At 39.8% G+C, this 17,382-nt stretch carries 16 protein-coding genes; 7 read left to right on the forward strand and 9 right to left on the reverse strand.

The features are described from left to right. Positions 1-59: 59 nt before the first annotated feature. Positions 60-2,390, forward strand: coding sequence for a M1 family metallopeptidase (locus IFO69_RS07635; protein WP_192009470.1), 2,331 nt, complete (start codon positions 60-62; stop codon positions 2,388-2,390). A 67-nt stretch (positions 2,391-2,457) separates the two neighbouring features. On the opposite strand, the gene IFO69_RS07640 is transcribed toward IFO69_RS07635, so the two are convergent. The 3 genes from IFO69_RS07640 to IFO69_RS07650 all read right to left on the reverse strand — a co-directional run bounded on the left by IFO69_RS07640 (position 2,458) and on the right by IFO69_RS07650 (position 5,181). Then, the gene (locus tag IFO69_RS07640; RefSeq protein ID WP_192009471.1) at positions 2,458-3,360 is read right to left on the reverse strand and encodes an endonuclease/exonuclease/phosphatase family protein; all 903 of its coding nucleotides are present in this window, start codon (positions 3,358-3,360) and stop codon (positions 2,458-2,460) included. Positions 3,361-3,556: 196 nt separating this feature from the next. Beyond that, the gene (locus IFO69_RS07645) at positions 3,557-4,789 is read right to left on the reverse strand and encodes an ammonium transporter (RefSeq protein ID WP_192009472.1); all 1,233 of its coding nucleotides are present in this window, start codon (positions 4,787-4,789) and stop codon (positions 3,557-3,559) included. 53 nt (positions 4,790-4,842) lie between these two features. After that, on the reverse strand, positions 4,843-5,181 hold the full coding sequence (locus tag IFO69_RS07650) for a P-II family nitrogen regulator (protein WP_192009473.1): 339 nt from the start codon (positions 5,179-5,181) through the stop codon (positions 4,843-4,845). A gap of 303 nt (positions 5,182-5,484) precedes the next feature. Between IFO69_RS07650 and IFO69_RS07655 the strand changes: the two genes are divergently transcribed. Continuing rightward, entirely contained in the window at positions 5,485-6,387 is a 903-nt protein-coding gene (locus tag IFO69_RS07655; protein ID WP_192009474.1) for a nucleotidyltransferase family protein, read from the forward strand. Positions 6,388-6,524: 137 nt separating this feature from the next. Beyond that, a complete protein-coding gene (locus IFO69_RS07660) occupies positions 6,525-6,944 on the forward strand; it encodes a DoxX family protein (protein WP_192009475.1) in 420 nt (139 codons plus the stop codon). A gap of 32 nt (positions 6,945-6,976) precedes the next feature. Here the strand turns inward: IFO69_RS07660 and IFO69_RS07665 are convergent, their stop codons facing one another. The 3 genes from IFO69_RS07665 to IFO69_RS07675 form a co-directional block, all read right to left on the reverse strand. Beyond that, the gene (locus tag IFO69_RS07665; RefSeq protein WP_192009842.1) at positions 6,977-8,332 is read right to left on the reverse strand and encodes an FAD-dependent oxidoreductase; all 1,356 of its coding nucleotides are present in this window, start codon (positions 8,330-8,332) and stop codon (positions 6,977-6,979) included. A gap of 42 nt (positions 8,333-8,374) precedes the next feature. Further along, positions 8,375-9,655: a kynureninase gene (gene kynU / locus IFO69_RS07670; protein WP_192009476.1), complete on the reverse strand. Its 1,281-nt coding sequence runs from the start codon at positions 9,653-9,655 to the stop codon at positions 8,375-8,377. 64 nt (positions 9,656-9,719) lie between these two features. Then, positions 9,720-10,232 (reverse strand): 3-hydroxyanthranilate 3,4-dioxygenase, encoded by a 513-nt coding sequence (locus IFO69_RS07675; RefSeq protein ID WP_192009477.1) that lies wholly within the window; start codon positions 10,230-10,232, stop codon positions 9,720-9,722. A gap of 235 nt (positions 10,233-10,467) precedes the next feature. On the opposite strand from IFO69_RS07675, the gene IFO69_RS07680 reads away from it, so the two are divergent. Further along, positions 10,468-11,076: a thiamine pyrophosphokinase gene (locus IFO69_RS07680; RefSeq protein ID WP_192009478.1), complete on the forward strand. Its 609-nt coding sequence runs from the start codon at positions 10,468-10,470 to the stop codon at positions 11,074-11,076. 9 nt (positions 11,077-11,085) lie between these two features. Here IFO69_RS07680 and IFO69_RS07685 read toward each other — a convergent pair whose 3' ends face one another. After that, positions 11,086-11,739: a Tll0287-like domain-containing protein gene (locus IFO69_RS07685; RefSeq protein ID WP_192009479.1), complete on the reverse strand. Its 654-nt coding sequence runs from the start codon at positions 11,737-11,739 to the stop codon at positions 11,086-11,088. 134 nt (positions 11,740-11,873) lie between these two features. Here IFO69_RS07685 and prfA point away from each other — a divergent pair, with 134 nt between their 5' ends. The 3 genes from prfA (at position 11,874) to prmC (ending at position 14,865) form a co-directional block, all read left to right on the forward strand. After that, entirely contained in the window at positions 11,874-12,950 is a 1,077-nt protein-coding gene (prfA, locus tag IFO69_RS07690; RefSeq protein ID WP_192009480.1) for a peptide chain release factor 1, read from the forward strand. Between the two features lie 110 nt (positions 12,951-13,060). Then, entirely contained in the window at positions 13,061-13,597 is a 537-nt protein-coding gene (locus tag IFO69_RS07695) for a GNAT family N-acetyltransferase (RefSeq protein ID WP_192009481.1), read from the forward strand. Between the two features lie 422 nt (positions 13,598-14,019). Then, positions 14,020-14,865, forward strand: coding sequence for a peptide chain release factor N(5)-glutamine methyltransferase (prmC, locus tag IFO69_RS07700; protein WP_192009482.1), 846 nt, complete (start codon positions 14,020-14,022; stop codon positions 14,863-14,865). A 4-nt stretch (positions 14,866-14,869) separates the two neighbouring features. Here prmC and IFO69_RS07705 read toward each other — a convergent pair whose 3' ends face one another. Together IFO69_RS07705 and IFO69_RS07710 are read right to left on the reverse strand one after the other, a co-directional pair. Further along, complete coding sequence (locus tag IFO69_RS07705) at positions 14,870-15,907, reverse strand: hypothetical protein (RefSeq protein WP_192009483.1); 1,038 nt, start codon at positions 15,905-15,907, stop codon at positions 14,870-14,872. Positions 15,908-16,438: 531 nt separating this feature from the next. After that, on the reverse strand, positions 16,439-17,362 hold the full coding sequence (locus IFO69_RS07710) for a hypothetical protein (protein WP_192009484.1): 924 nt from the start codon (positions 17,360-17,362) through the stop codon (positions 16,439-16,441). Positions 17,363-17,382: the final 20 nt, after the last annotated feature.

Consider the following 17,382-nt stretch of genomic DNA (forward strand, 5'->3'; position numbering starts at 1 on the left):
TGACCTGATCGGCTTAGAAAAAGTTCTTAAACATATTCATAAAAACTCTAGAGGGATATATGAAAAGGATAATCCATTTATTAGCTATTAATTTGCTCCTGTTAGGCAATGTATTTGCCCAGCACAGCGAACAAAACCATGCAGAGCGATTTGAACAATTAGGCAGCATGCTTCGCTCACCCAATGTCTACAGAGCAGCTTCTGGAGCACCAGGGCATTTATATTGGCAACAACAAGCCAATTATGAAATCTCAGTAGAACTAGATGACCAAAACCAAAGCATCAAAGGCACTGAAAAAGTCACCTACATTAACAATTCTCCAGATGACCTAAGCTACCTTTGGATCCAGTTAGATCAAAATCAAAGGGCAAAAGATGCTGATAGCCAAAAGGCTAGTACAAGCAAAATCTATGAAAGGATGTCCTTGAGGCAATTGGAATCTATCCTTTGGCATGACCAAGACTTGGGATATAAAATCCACAGCGTAAAGGACATGAACGGCACAGACATTCCTGTTGCGATTAATAAAACCATGATGCGAGTAGATCTTCCAGAACCTCTTAAGGCTGGTGAAGAAGTGGAATTCGTCGTTGACTGGAGCTTTAACATTCATGATAGAACCAGCTTTATAGGTGGAAGACCAGGGTATGAATATTTTGAGGAAGATGGCAACTACCTCTATACCATGGCCGAATGGTTCCCTAGAATGGCCGTTTACTCTGACTTCCAAGGCTGGCAAAACAAACAGTTCTATGGAAGTGGAGAATTTGCCCTTACCTTTGGAAACTACAAAGTAAGTATCACTGTCCCTGCAGATCATATGGTGGGCGCAACTGGTGTCCTAACCAATGCTGAAGAGGTTTTGAATGACACTGAACTGGACAGGTGGAACCAAGCTAAAGAAACTTTTGATGAGCCAGTGGTAATCCGTACCCAAAAGGAAGCTGAGAAACTTGAAAAAGGAAAAGCTTCTGATATGAAAACCTGGGTTTTTGAAGCAGAAAACGTAAGGGATTTTGCTTGGACTTCCTCTAGAAAGTTCATCTGGGACGCCATGGCTGTCAATGTGGGCAACAAAACGGCTATGGCCATGTCTTACTATGGTAAAGAAGCCAACCCACTTTGGGGGCAATACTCTACCAAGGTAGTGGCCCATACGCTGAAATCTTATTCTTCCAGAACTTTTGACTACCCATATCCTACAGCAATTTCTGTAGAGGCTGCCAATGGAATGGAATATCCAATGATCTGCTTCAACTACGGTAGACCTGATGCGGACGGCACCTATTCTGAAGCCATCAAAAACGGTATGATCTCCGTGATCATTCACGAAGTTGGGCATAACTTCTTCCCCATGATTGTCAATTCTGACGAGCGTCAGTGGACTTGGATGGATGAAGGTTTGAACACCTTTATGCAATTCCTTGCAGAACAAGAGTGGGACAGAAACTATCCTTCCAGAAGAGGACCTGCCCATAAAATTGTGGATTACATGAAAGGCGAAAAACAGTACTTGGAGCCCATCATGACCAATTCTGAGAACATTATTCAATTTGGATCAAATGCTTATGCCAAGCCAGCAACCGCATTGAACATTTTGAGAGAAACTGTAATGGGAAGAGAGTTATTCGACTTTGCATTCAAACAATATGCACAAAGATGGAAATTCAAACACCCTACCCCAGCAGATTTTTTCAGAACTATGGAAGACGCTTCTGCTGTTGATTTGGACTGGTTCTGGAGAGGCTGGTTCTTTGGAACTGAACCAGTAGATATCGCTCTTGAAGAAGTGAAGTGGTACCAATTGGACAACAGAACTCCAGCGGAAAAGAAAAAGGACGAAGCCTCAGCACATGAAAAGTATGAATCTTACGTTTCAAGAACCAAAAATGAAAAAGACATTACTGAGACAGTCATAGAGAAAGATCCGGGAACGAGAGACTTCTATAATAGCTATAACCAATTTTCAGTTACTCCAAGTGACGAAAAAGCGTATAAAAGCTTCGTATCCAATTTGAATGAAAAAGAAAAAGAGCTTTTTAACAGTGGATTGAACTACTATGAAATCACCTTCAAAAATGTTGGTGGATTGGTAATGCCTTTAATCGTTCAGTTCAACTATGTTGACGGAACTTCAGAAGTGGAAAGAATTCCAGCCTATATCTGGAGAAAGAATGAAACAGAGGTCACTAAAGTATTCCCTAAGGAGAAAGAAATTGAATCCATCATTCTTGACCCTTATCGGGAAACAGCGGACATTGACGAGGAAAACAATTATTTCCCAAGAAAAGCACTTCCTTCTAGATTTGAACTGTTCCAAAGAGGAAACTCCCCAAGAGGCGCCTCTAGTGGCAGCAACCCTATGAAAGAAGCCAAAAAGAAAAACTAACCTTTGAAAGGTTCACAATAAAATGGCCAGTCCTCCTAAGCACTGGCCATTTTTATACCCCAACTATTTAATATTCATTCATGTCAAAATCCGCAACAACTGGATAGTGATCAGATAAATACCAATTTTCTTCTCCGTTCGCTACATAGGCTTTGGTCAATTTACCCTGAAGATTCTCAGAGATCATGAGATAATCTATTCTTTCATTAGCAGGTATTTCAATGCCCTTTCTTTCCTTATCTGTCAGCACCATTGCAGGAAAGCTCTCCATCCCCTTCCCCGTTCGTTCTGACTGCCATACACTATCAAACAAGGGAAGACTCATAAAACCTGCCATCACTGCATAATCCAACTGCATCTTCACAGCCATATTCCCATCTAGTCCTTTGTCTTTATTATTGTCCCAATCCTTTTGAAGCCAATCAGATTTTTCTTCATATAATGAAGCATCCAAGGGACTGTGTGTATTAAAATCCCCTAAAACCATCAAATCTTCATCTCTATCAATATAGCCTTGGATGTAGGCTTTTAAGATGTCCACCTCTTCCCTACGCCTTTTGATGCTACCAGGATGAAGGTGCACAACCAAATAATTAATTTCATTTATCTTCACATGTAAAGCCCCATGATGTAGATTGCCAAACAGTCTTGAAATTACGGTAATAGGACTTGAAGAGGTAATCCCGACAGAATATCCTGTGGTTTTCAAAAGTTCTGAATAAGGATGTCCCCAAGACTCAGCATCCTCTTGCAGTTTTTCAGGAGTATAACCGCACAATTCCTGAAGTGCTACCACCTCTGGATTTTGTTCATCGACCCAATTACAAAGTTGCTTTCGTCTTAAAGTGTCCTTACCCCAGTCATAACCATTCCAAATATTATAACTGATCACTTTTAGTTTCTCATCGCTTTGACCAAAGGATTGAAAGCATGCAAAAACAATAAGTATTAGTAAGATTTTTCTTTTCATAATACTACTAATGTATTATTTTTTACTTTAAGACCAGTTTCTTGATATTATCTTTTTATGATGTTTAACCTGGTAAAGAGTATTTTGAGAAAATTATACCAAGATGGTTTTCTCCACAAAAAAAGCCTCACCCTTAGAAGGATGAGGCATGGTTTACTAGTGGTAAAAACTTTATTTAAAATTTTTGAATCATGTACTAGTCTTTAGTAGCGAAGTCGGGATAAGCCCTCATGCTGTGCTCATTGATATCCAAACCTTCCACTTCTTCTTGTTCATGGACACGAATACCCACCGTTTTTTTCATGGAATAGAATATGACAAAGCTAAACACCAAGCAGAAAGCACCAACAGCACCTATACCGATCAGCTGTGACATCAACTGAGAAAATCCAGCTAAATCTCCGAAGATCCCTACAGCCAAAGTCCCCCAAATACCACCTACTAGGTGAACTGAGATCGCACCTACCGGATCATCCACTTTCACTTTATCAAAGAATACTACAGCAAAAACAACCAAAGCACCTCCCACAAATCCAATAATGGCTGCTTCTCCCACTCCCATCAAATCTGCACCGGCAGTGATTCCCACTAAGCCTGCCAAAACACCATTTAATACCATGGTTATATCATACGACTTGAACTTCCAGTAAGAAAAGATGAGTGCACCAAAAGCACCAGCTGCTCCTGCAATGGAAGTGGTCACAAAGACCTTGGACACCAATCCAGGGTCTGCAGACAATACAGAACCTCCGTTGAAGCCAAACCAGCCAAACCATAACAAGAAAACGCCTATTACGGCCATTGGAATATTATGTCCCGGAATGGCATTCATTCCTTTATCCGTATATTTACCGATTCTTGGCCCTAACAAGTAAGCTCCGACCAATGCACCCCAGCCACCTACAGAGTGGACAATAGTTGAACCAGCAAAATCATAAAATGGAGTACTTAATGTATCCAAAAATCCTCCACCCCATTTCCACATCCCTACGATTGGATAACAAATGGCTACATATAATGTAGAGAAAATAATAAACGGACCTAGTTTGATTCTTTCAGCTACTGCACCAGAAACGATGGTTGCAGCAGTAGCGGCGAACATTGCCTGAAAAATAAAATCAGTAAAAAAAGTATAGCCTTCATTATAAGCAAAGCTATCCCAGCCTTCTGGTAAGCTTAGGCCAATCCCACTGATTCCAAAGAAACCTCCTGCAAAAGATTCTCCTGGGTACATTAAGTTAAAACCTACAAAAGCGTAAGTCAGTAATCCCATAGCTGGAATAATGGTATTTTTAAATAGAATGTTAACGGTATTTTTTGCTCTGGTAAGGCCAGCTTCCAAGGCTGCAAAGCCTAGGTGCATGATAAATACCAGAATTGTGGCTACCATCATCCACACATTATTGATGGTAAATAATTCTTGAGTCATTTGAATGGGTAATTTTATAATTAATTTAGATTATCCTGTTTGGGATGATAATATTAAAGGGCTGAAGCACCTGTATCTTCGTTTCTGACCCTATAAGCCTTCAAAACATCAGTGACAAAGATTTTTCCATCACCTATTTCACCAGTACGGCCTTCTTTAAGGATACAGTTAACTACATCATCTACGAGATCCTCGGTAACCACAATTTCCAATTTGGTTCTTGGAATATAGGCCGGCTCATAAGCTACGCCCCTGTATTTTTCCATCTTTGCATGCTCCAGCCCCATACCCTTCACTTCATAAAAAGTAAGGAATTTTACGCCTAAAGCAGCAATACATTTGTGAATCACCTCAAATCGAGAAGTTCTAATAATTGCTTCAACTTTTTTCATTTTATTTAATCGACAAACTGATTGGTTGTATTTTACACCGGTTTTTCCGGATTCGGATGCAAATCTAGCAAATCAGATTATTTTTCACACCATAGAATATTACTTTTTTAACAAAAACTCAGAATTTTGATCTTAAATCACACCAAACAATGCTCGAAAAGCTGCCTTTTTTTAGAATTCGGCATAAATACCACCCCTTTTTCCTGTTTTTCTATTTTTCCCCCACCTTTATGGCCTCTTAAAAAGATTATCTTAATTTTAGGCACCGAAACGAACTAGATTCAAAAGTCAACATTCAACTTCATGACAAAACCTACACTTTTAATACTGGCTGCCGGCATTGGCAGTAGATACGGAGGCAATAAACAAATAGACGGCTTTGGCCCCAAAGGAGAAACTATCATTGAATATTCCATCTTTGATGCTATCCGAGCTGGTTTTGGAAAAGTTATTTTTATCGTTCGCCAAGAAATCTTGGAACTCGTGAAAGAAATATTCCTGCCGAAACTTGAAGGAAAAATTGAAGTAGATTTTGTGGTTCAGTCATTGGACAGCATGGTGCCTGAAGAGTACCGTCATCCTGAACGCAAAAAACCGTACGGCACTGGGCACGCGGTTTTATGTGCCAAAGATGCCATCAAAGAGCCTTTTGCAGTCATTAATGCTGACGATTTCTATGGCAAAGAGGCTTTTCAGGAGCTTGGAAACTTTCTTATTGAGGATGTAAAATCGGACCTTCATTGCATGGTTGGCTATGCTCTGAAAAACGTACTTTCAGAGCACGGTACCGTGAGTCGCGGCGTTTGTGAAACAAACGAAAACTTTCAGCTAATCGGAATGACAGAGCGTACTTCCATTGCAAGAGAAGGAGAAAAGATATTCAGTAGAGGAGAAGAAGAACCTTTAGAAATTGCCCCTGACACGCCTGTTTCAATGAATTGTTGGGGATTCCACCCGTCTTTCTTTGAGGAAGCCGAAAGAATTTGGAATGCTTTCTTGCCCGAGCATAAAGACAACATTAAATCCGAATTCTATATTCCCTCGATAGCCAATACACTTATTGAAGAACACAAGGCCAATATTGTCATACTCGAAGGAGGTAAAACTTGGTTTGGAGTAACTTACCCAGAAGACAAACCAATAGTCGTAAAAGCGTTGCAGAAACTCCATGATAATGGAGATTATCCAGAAAACCTTTGGGAATAATGCCACAAAATAAGGTAACGAACTCCAAAGGCCTTTTTCAGATTTAAGGCGATTATAATTGGGGACTAGTTTTTGTTTAATCCAACAGATTCACAAAATCAGCGTTTAGATTATAGATTAAGACAATTCCTTATAAAATGAAGAAAATTCTTTTTTCCAATAACCCCATAGCCAGTAGCCTAGCACTCTTAATCCTTCGCGTCGGCACTGCAGCCATGATGATGACTCATGGATGGACCAAAATCATTAATTTCAGCGAATACCTCACCAAGTTTCCTGATCCATTGGGACTGGGAACTGCTGTTTCCCTTCAATTGGTCGTTTTCGCAGAATTCTTTTGTGCTATACTTTTGGGGCTGGGCTTTATGACAAGAATTGTATTGATCCCATTAATCATTACCATGCTGGTAGCTGCCTTTGTGATCCATGCGGGTGATCCATTTGGCAGTAAGGAATTATCCCTGCTTTATGTTACGGCTTTTGTTACCCTGTTTTTGGCAGGTCCAGGAAGCATCTCGATGGATGCACAGATTTTAAAGAAAAATAGATATAGATAGAAAAAAATCCCAGATCTCCCCGGGATTTTTTTCTATACCATTTTAGCCGTTTCTATCTGACTGATAATATCCTCATAATTCACTTCGTGCCAATTCTGCATAATAAGGGGATCAGACATTACCTTGTCCATCACTTCATTTTGAAGTTGACCTTGCGCATAAGCATCAGAATATTTCATATCAGAAAAAGTCACCATTGTATAAAGCGGAATCCATTCTTTAGGATGCAGTTCGTGAAGCTTAGCTTCTATCCTTTTACGAATGATAAATTTAGGATTGGAAACACTGTCCCTCATCTCTATAAAGTTGTCGCGAGCCATTTGACTGATGGCATCAGTATCAGGCTTTCTTACTTTTTGGAATTTTTCAAATACCAACTCCCAAGAGGTTGTTCCATATTTTTCGATTAAGCCATCCAAAATATAACAATCCTCAAAACCACAATTCATCCCCTGTCCAAAGAAAGGCACCATTGCATGGCAGGCATCCCCAATAAGCAGGGACTTGTTCATCAACCATGGAAAACACTCCACGTTGATCAAGGAGCTAGTAGGGTTATCAAAAAACTCCTGTACCAAATTTGGCATAAGTAAAAATGCATCATCGAAGAAAGTCCTGAATACACTCTCCACATCACTTTTGTCATTGATTTTATCAAAGCAGACCTTTGCTCCATCAAAAGGCAAGAAAAGCGTACAGGTAAATGACTTGTCCGGATTGGGCAGTGCAATCAACATAAACATTCCTCGAGGCCAAATATGAAGGGCATTTGGGTCCATCGCAAACTCTCCTTCAGCCGTAGGTGGAATCGTAAGCTCCTTATAACCATGAGAAATATACTCCTGCTTATAGTTAAGTCTGGTTTGCTTTTGCATTGCATCCCTCAAAGAGGAATACGCACCATCAGCTCCAATGATCACATCTGATTGCTTTTCCAACTTCTCCCCATTAGGAAGAGAAAAGTTCATAGTTGTTTTCGAGATATCTATTTCCTCACAGAAATATTCAAAGTTCAGTTTTACTCCTTCCTTTTCAGCCTCATCCACCAACAAATGGTTGAATTTACCTCTTGAAATGGAGTAGATCGCTTGGTTTTCCTTACCATAAGGCAAAAAAGAGGTCTCCCCATGTTCATCGTGAATTCTTCTACCATACATAGGAATGGCAAAAGGAGCGACTTTTTCCCTAAGTCCTATTTTGTCCAAAGCCTTCCAGCCTCGGTCACTTAGGGCCATATTGATGGACCTGCCCTCCGTAGCATTTTTCTTATCCCTCAGGTCAGGGCGTTTTTCGTATAGCGATACATTTAATCCTTTTTTCTGAAGATAAATACCTAGAAGAGAACCGATCAATCCGGCCCCGATAATGCTTACATCATTATTCTTCATCACTTATTGTGCTATTAATAGGTTTGATATAGGTTCTACTTTTTAAGCAAATTTCTTTAAAGATTGTTCCAATATTTTAGCAAAACGAAACACATCTTCAAAACTATTATAAAGAGGTGTAGGTGCTATTCTAACGACATTGGGATTTCTCCAATCACCAACAATTCCATTTTGATAAAATTCGTCAAACACCGCTTTGCCTCCCTTGTGTATCAACAAAGATAGTTGACATCCCCTTTCATTATGATTTTCAGGGGTAATTATCTCCAACACCCCGCTGTTTCCGCTTATCTTTTTAATCAAAAACTCAAGATAGCCTGTCAGTTTCAAACTTTTCTCTCTCAATTTATGCATACCCGCTTCTTGAAAAATATCCAAAGAAGCTTGATGGGCAGCCATCCCCAGCACATTACCATTGGAAGCCTGCCATCCATCTGCGCCATACATGGGCTTAAAACCCTTTTCCATTTTAAAACGCTCCTGCTCATTATGCCCCCACCAACCAGCAAACCTTACTAATTCCGGGCTATCTGCATGACGCTCGTGAACAAAGATTCCAGCCACATTTCCTGGCCCAGAGTTTAAATACTTGTAACTGCACCAAGCGGCAAAGTCCATCCCCCACTCATGCAACTGTAAAGGAAAGTTTCCAGCAGCATGTGCCAAATCAAACCCAACAAAAGCTCCTGCCTGATGCCCTGCACTTGTAATGGCTTTCATATCGAATACCTGACCAGTATAATACTGAAGTCCCGCCATCATCACCAAAGCCAACTCCTCCTTATTAGCCTCTATGGTTTCAATTATATCCTCTGTCCTCAATGTATGCTCCCCTGATCTTGGGGCTATTTCTATAATGGTCTTATCAGGGTCCAACCCATGTACTTTCACCTGACTCTCCAGCATGTACATATCGGAGGGAAATGCTCCAGCCTCTGTGATAATCTTCACCCTCTTCCCTGCAGGGCGGTAAAAGCTCACCATCAATGCATGCAAGTTGCTGGTAAGGCTGTTCATTACCACTACCTCATGCTCCTTGGCACCGACAATCTCACTTAATGCAGATTTGGACCTTTTATGTACTGAAAACCAAGGTGAATCTCCATCAAAATGCCCATCCACTGCCTTATCAGCCCAGCTTTCTAGGTCTTTCTCCAAATATTCCCGAACAGACTTAGGCTGAAGCCCCAATGAATTTCCACAAAAATAAATGGCCTCTTTTCCATTTACTTTTGGAAAAAAGAACATCTCACGAAAAACACTTAATTCATCTTCCTGGTCCATCTTCCTGGCAAAGTCCAGGCTATATTCATATTGGGTCATAAACAAATTGGCTAATCCCTAAATAAAAGAGTTTCATTTAAATGAAGTAGATCAACTTAAGTAACTACTTTTCCATTTTTGTCCCGCAGGTATCACAAGTGGTATGTGCGGGATTACTCCAGAATCTTTCCATTATAGGCGGCAATTGATTTACAATGTCCGTTACTTCGGCATATTCTTCATAAAGCTTATTTCCACAGTTTTCACAGTGCCAGATAAAACCATCCTGCTCCCCTTCTCTTCTGTATCTTTCCATCACCAAGCCTACTGTATTAGCGGGTCTTCTTGGACTATGGGGCACCTTTGGAGGTAAAAGGAAAATTTCACCTTCTTTAATTTCAATGTCCACAGGTTTGCCATCTTCTATCACTTTAAGAACGATATCTCCCTCTAGTTGGAAAAAAAACTCCTCACCTTCATTGTAGTGATAGTCCTTCCTTGAATTAGGGCCTCCTACGACCATGACAATAAAATCCTCATTTCCCTTGTAGACTTGTTGATTACCCACTGGTGGCTTCAACAAATGACGGTTTTCATCAATCCATTTTTTAAAACTGAATGGTTTTGCTAGTGACATTTTTAAGTGGTTTTCATTTACTGGTTTATGGACAAAAACAAATTGTCCAAAGCACCACTTTCCACAGAGCGAAAGTGGAATTTTCAAGTCCTAAAAGTAAAAAAAATCTATCAGTTTATTGGTTCCAAGTACAAGTAGCTTTCTTTAAGAAAGAGAAAAATTAGGTTAATCCTATCCCTCAAATCATCCTTTTTTAATTACTTTGGGTCAAAGCTACAAAAACAAACTGAAACTAATGTCTTCTCACCATTTTGTAAAAGAACAACAAGAGCCTGCCTTGCTTATCTTGAAAACAGAGCATACCAATTTTGAAAAAATTGCCCCTCTCTTGGAATGGGTCCCCACTGTATTGGTAGCTGAATCGGAAGTGGACACTGTTCTTTCATGGGGAATTAAAATCGATGTCATATTAGCCACCACTGGCTTTCAAAAAGCCAACATCCAGCTCTTGGAAGAACAATACCCACTTCGGTTTATGAGCGTTTCTGAAGATAACTTTCTTGATGAAGGATTGCAATACCTAATTGCCACCAAGCACCCCGCAGTAAATATTGTTGGTTATGACCATCAATTGGCTTTTGACTTAGAAAACAAGCTCGAATTGATCAACATAGTGATTTTTGATGGGCCTATCCGCTATTTTCCTGTTCAGGAGAAATCATTTAGGAAATGGTTTTCTGAAAGCTCCATTCAACTTCATGCACCTGAAGGAACACTGATAGAAGTAAAGCGACAAAATGAAAGCCAGTTGGTCAAGGTCCTGCATGCCACCTTTATAGAAGCAGAAGAAGGAACAATTTCCTTTCAGTCCACGCATCCTTTTTGGATTGGCGAAATGGTTTGAAGTGATGGTTTATAATTTCTTCACCACTTCTTTTTTGGGAATAGAAATACTCCACATACCTCTCAAATCTCCAATTTTGTGACCTTTTGCACGATCCTCTGGATATAAGCTATTAATGGCTTGTAAAGTTTCTTCCGAAATATCTGCCTTTGGTTCACCATGGCATTGCAGGCACAAAGCCCCAGGAATTTTTATGGCTTTGGTATACAAAAGTTGCTCACCATTCTGAACCTCTTGAACATTTGCCTTACTTTTAATATCATGCTCTTCATTATATTCGTAGGCCAATAATAACTGCTCCTCATCTGCTGTAGGTTGATCGGATGGATTTCTGAAATCATGAGACACCCTTCTGACATTCACCCCAAACGCTTCGCTGACCTTTTGTAAAGAAGGTAAAGCTTCCACATTACAAAACTCCACTGCTCCCGGAACACCTTTTTCCTCAATGGCTTGCTGAAGTTTACTCATCAGCTCCTGTTGGGCTTTTAGGCTAATTTCATCTCCCCACTCCATCGCTTTGTTAATGATATCCACCTCATTGACCCTTTTGATCTCCATGGACTTATTCACTTCATCCAAAATCTCTTTGTCAACTTTTTTACCCGAGCCACAGCTCATTAAAATAAATACCAGCGTAACGAACAATAGGGACTTTATCATAATTTAGATTTTTCACTTAAAGTTAGTAGTTTTTTTGTCTAGTGGAAACCAGTCTTTGGTTCTGCATCATTGTGTGCAAGCTATCAGAATGTCACTTATTTTCTTAATTTTGCTCTTCGAAAAGAAAAAACACTATGCTTGATAAGTTAGAGCACATAAAGGACCGATTTGAGGAAGTAGGGCAATTGATCATTCAGCCGGATGCCATGTCCGACATGAGTAAATACACTAAGCTCACCAAGGAGTACAAAGATCTTGAAAAGATCGTTGCAGTCTATGATGAGTATAAGTTGGTTTTGGAAAACATTGATAGTTCCAAGTCCATTTTAGAAAATGAAAAGGATCCTGACTTCAGGGAAATGGCCAAGGCAGAACTGGATGAGCTAAAAGACCGACAGTTGGTGTTGGAAAAAGACTTGAAGCAAATGCTGATCCCTAAAGACCCTAACGATTCCAAAGATTGTATCCTTGAAATTCGAAGTGGAACAGGTGGAGATGAGGCAGCTATTTTTGCAGGTGACCTCTTCAGAATGTACCAGCGCTTTGCTGAAAAGCAAAACTGGAATCTTACTATTCTGGATTTGACCTTTGGCTCTGCTGGTGGTTATAAAGAAATCATCAGCACTGTTTCTGGTGCCGATGTCTATGGAATGCTTAAATACGAATCTGGCGTACATAGGGTTCAGCGAGTACCTGCCACCGAAACACAAGGAAGGGTACATACTTCAGCAGCTACGGTTGCTGTTTTGCCAGAGATGGAAGATGTAGATGTGCAAATTGACATGAATGACGTCCGAAAAGACACTTACTGTTCATCCGGGCCAGGTGGCCAGTCAGTAAACACCACTTACTCAGCTGTAAGGCTTACTCACGAACCCACAGGCATCGTGGTTACCTGTCAGGATCAGAAATCACAGATCAAGAACTTTGAAAAAGCTTTGAAAGTACTAAGATCCAGGATTTATGAGATTGAATTGGCCAAACACAATGAAGCAGTGGGAGCTCAAAGAAGGTCAATGGTGGGCAGTGGTGACAGATCTGACAAAATCCGAACCTATAATTATCCACAAAGTAGGGTAACCGACCACAGGATCAACAAGACGGTTTATAACTTACCTGATGTGGTGGAAGGAAATATTGAAGAGTTTATCAGTGCTTTGCGATTTGCAGAAAATGCTGAGCGACTCAAAAACAGCGGCATGGAGGAATAGTTCTCCATGCTTTTTTATTTTTTTTATCTAAAGCTTACTTTTTGATATTTGGGTATGAATTATGTGATGAATGAAAAATTCAATCAGAAATTCTAAACCAAGCATTTTAAATGAAAATCCAAGGAGCAAATGATATTGCTTTAGTATCCTGGGGCGGACAACATTTCCACAGTTTGTACCCTCTCGCCAACAATCCGGCAATTGCCAAAAATTTGAAAGACAGTTTCCCTCAGCCTTACACTATTCACGACGCTAGGTTCTGGATTGAGCATAATATAAAATTCAATCCTCCTCAAAACTTTGCCATAGAGAAAAATGGGGTTTTAGTGGGATCCATTGGTGCTGAAAAAGGCAAGGACGAACTAAGAACCAATATGGAAATAGGTTTATGGGTCGGAGAGCGATTCTGGGGACAAGGAATTGCTACCGAAGCCACAAAACTATTTATTCGGCATCTTTTTGAGAAATTTTCCGTCCAAAGAATCTTTGCTACTGTCTATGACTTTAATATTTCCTGCATGAGGGTCATGCAAAAAGCCGGACTCCAGGAAGAAGCAATATTAAAAGGTGCTTACATAAAACATGAAAAGATAGGAGACATATATCAGTATGTGATGTTAAGAGAAGACTTTAATAGCAGTAAATGATTTTTGGCTCCATCTTTACTATAACTGCTTATGTGGTCCTTAAATTCCATCCCCCCCCTTTATCACAGGTAGGGTAAACATTATGGTATTCATCTCAAGCACCATAAAAAAGGAAACATTAAGGTATGATATATCTGCCTTAATGTTTCCGAAATATGTATTGAGTCAGATTAAAAAAAGGAACTGTGGTAGTTATCCTTGATTTCGTTTTATAATTTCCTTTTAACGATCTGAATATAAATAAAAAAGCACAAAAACCAACCTTAATTTAATCTTAATTTTTAATAGAAAATTTCTATATAGTTAAATATAGACTAATAAATCATGATTTTACCTGTCCATATTTCTCTATGATGTAGGATATGAAACTGCTGTAATTATCTAAAACTTCTCCTTAACTTTGTATTTAAGTCCTATTATTTATGCTTTCAGCCCGAGAACTTTATCAATCTACACAATCAAGGCTAAACGCCTTGTATCCTCCACAAGAGTCCCAATCATTGGTTTATTGGCTAATGGAGCACTTTTTAGCTATTAAAAGGCCAGATATTCTAAAGGATATAGAAATCAAAAATCCTACACCTGCCTTTGAGCTTGCAGTAAAAGAACTGGAGAAAGGGAGACCTGTTCAATATATTTTAGGCTTCGGTCCATTTTATGGGCGTGATTTTAAAGTCGATCATTCAGTACTCATTCCGCGCAACGAAACGGAAGAGTTGGTTCATTTAATTATAAACGAAAACCCGCATCAAGACCTTAAAATTCTTGATATAGGCACAGGGACCGGCTGCATCCCCATCACTCTTTTTCTTGAAATGAAAGCCGCTAAAGTTGCAGCTCTTGACATCAGCAAGGCTGCATTGGCCATCGCTAGGCAAAACGCAGCTGAATTGAAAGCTAAAGTTGAATTTTATGAGACAGATATTTTAAAAGAAGAAATTCCTATTCATGGCTTGGATATTATCGTCAGTAACCCACCTTATGTCCGTGAGCTTGAAAAAGCAGAAATGCATCAAAATGTACTAGAGTATGAACCTCAACTGGCATTATTCGTAACCGATGATGACCCTTTGATTTTTTATAGAACCATTGCCAAAAAGTCAATGGATGCATTGGTGCCTCATGGAAAGATTTACTTTGAAATCAATGAGGCCTTTGGTGATGAAATGTACCAAATGATGGCTTCATTGGGATATGAAGCCGTTAAAATCTATCAAGATATGCAGGGAAAAGACCGTATCCTATCTGCAGTCAAGCCTTTAAGCTAATATATCAATGAAGCCTTTCTATTGCCAATGACCTGACCTCCGCATTACTATCTCGCCTTGCAATCTCAACAAGTGCACTTTGACTAAATAGGCGACTAACGGCAATCTTCCTAACCTCCACATTATTGTCTTGACGAGCAATAGACGCCAAGGTACTTTGACTCGTTAGACGGCTGACAGCTATTTTCCTGATTTCTACATTAGATTCCTGACGGGCTACTGTCGCAAGCGTGCTTTGGCTGAAGAGCTTATTCACCGCCAGTTTTCTCACCTCAACATTGCTCTCCTGACTAGCTATGGTCGCTAAGGTGCTTTGACTCGTAAGGCGACTGACCGCTATTTTCCGGATCTCCACATTAGATTCCTGACGGGCCACTGTGGCAAGTGCGCTTTGGTTGAAGAGCTTATTCACCGCCAGTTTTCGCACCTCAACATTGCTCTCCTGACGAGCTATGGTCGCTAAGGTACTTTGACTCGTAAGGCGACTGACCGCTATTTTCCGGATCTCCACATTAGATTCCTGACGGGCCACTGTCGCAAGTGCGCTTTGGCTGGAGAGCTTATTCACTGCCAGTTTTCGCACCTCAACATTGCTCTCCTGACTAGCAATAGTAGCTAAAGTACTTTGACTCGTTAGGCGGCTGACCGCTATTTTCCGGATCTCTACATTAGATTCCTGCCGGGCTACAGTCGCAAGTGTACTTTGACTGGAGAGCTTATTCACTGCCAATTTTCTCACCTCAACATTGCTGTCCTGACGAGCTATTGCCGCTAAGGTGCTTTGACAGGAAATTCTGCCTACTATTTCCTTCCTTAATTCTAGATCTGATTCATTTAATAAAGCAGCATATAAGTCATTTTGAGAAGAACAATCATCAACAAAGATTTCCTCTGATGATGTTGATTTAATGGTAATGATAGGAGTGATGTCAAAAGGACTGGTTGTTTCTAAAACGAACGACTTCTCATGGTGATCATAATTAGCCGTGAAACAAGAGGTCATGGTCCACAAAAGACCTAAAACAATCAAAATATTTTTCATCAAAGAACCATTTAAAAGTTAACATATGAAAATAGTCCTAATTCAACAAATTACAAAAATAAGCTTATTATAATTACCTATTTTTAACACTGTTTACCTAAGCAAACAAGAACCGCCCTTGCAAATTCCTTGACTGCCTACTTGGGTGACTCTTGATCAATTTTTGCTAAAATCGCGGAAACAACCGGATAAAGCATATAATCCATTTTTTGCACTATATGTTATTTCATGAGTCAGTTCCATTAAAAAGCAAAAAAAAACCTCCACCTTCAAATCATTGATTCAGGTAGAGGTCAATCAAATCAACCGCTTAATTTGATTTTTTTACAATGTTTGGTATTAAAAAACAGAGATTGGTTCTTCATAAAAGTAGCTTTCACTTTTCATTGAAACACCCTCACCTACAAAAATCCATCGTACACACCAAAATTAGGAACAAGTCCATCAAGATAAAATACTCTTTTTCATGTAATTATCACATTAAGAAATCGCAGGACTTTCTTTTCATTTCCAAATGGCTCTTTCCAGCATTTACTCATTTAAGGGGGCAACATTCTTAACCCAAAATACATAATCCTGATAATCACCATTTGCTGCTTCTTCGAAACAAATCAAATATTGATCAGGTAAAATCCGACCATTACTTGTTCTTACAGGGTAAACTCTACAAGCGTGTTCGGCATGATTTGGATAGAATTTCTTGTTCCAAGCATCCTCTGAATAGGCAATATGTGAAGGACTAGTAGTGTAAAACCCAAATTTCTGTTCGCCCGGGTCAAAGGTCATTCCCCCTTCCTTTAAGCCTGGAAATAAAGTTTGGTGTTCCGGATACTTGAGATCCCCTTCCAATATCCCAACTTCTTGGAGTTGAGGCTCAATATTATCCAAAAAGTAATAGCCAAATGGAAGCGTAAAGGCAGGACTGTATCGGGCTACGGGAATCATTTCAACCACACCTGGCTTCGCCTTTTTAAACTTATTGACCTCCAGTTCTTCCCCCTCCAAGTCAGGTTCAATATGATTGGCCAAGCTCGACCAGCCAATATCAGTCCCCAGGCCAAGAGCTTTCACCACTTCTGCTAATGGAGGCTCATTTTCCCCCTCAAGAGCATTCGTACTCAAACCTCTCAATTGATAATACCTTGCATCTCCTCCTTTATAATCCACTTTAAACCTTGCGTGAGCGATACCTACAAACAAACTATCAGGCCGAAAAGAAACGATAAGTTTAGAAGGTAGTACTGAATCAACTTGAAAATACGAAGCATCTTTACCGCTAATTTCAAAATCCAATTCAGTTGAACTTGCATTCTCCTGATCAATGTATATTATTTTCTCCTTACTGGAATTTCCTTTAATCGCTGAAAAGATGATTTCTTTTTGGCCAACAAGTTCCTGCCCTAAAGCAAAAGTGGAAAAACATAATAAAAATAAGATGAAAACAGTGAATTTCATTGGTAGTCTGGTTAATGAGG

Origin of the sequence: Echinicola arenosa, from assembly GCF_014841125.1 — a bacterium.
In the GTDB taxonomy this organism is placed as follows: domain Bacteria; phylum Bacteroidota; class Bacteroidia; order Cytophagales; family Cyclobacteriaceae; genus Echinicola; species Echinicola arenosa.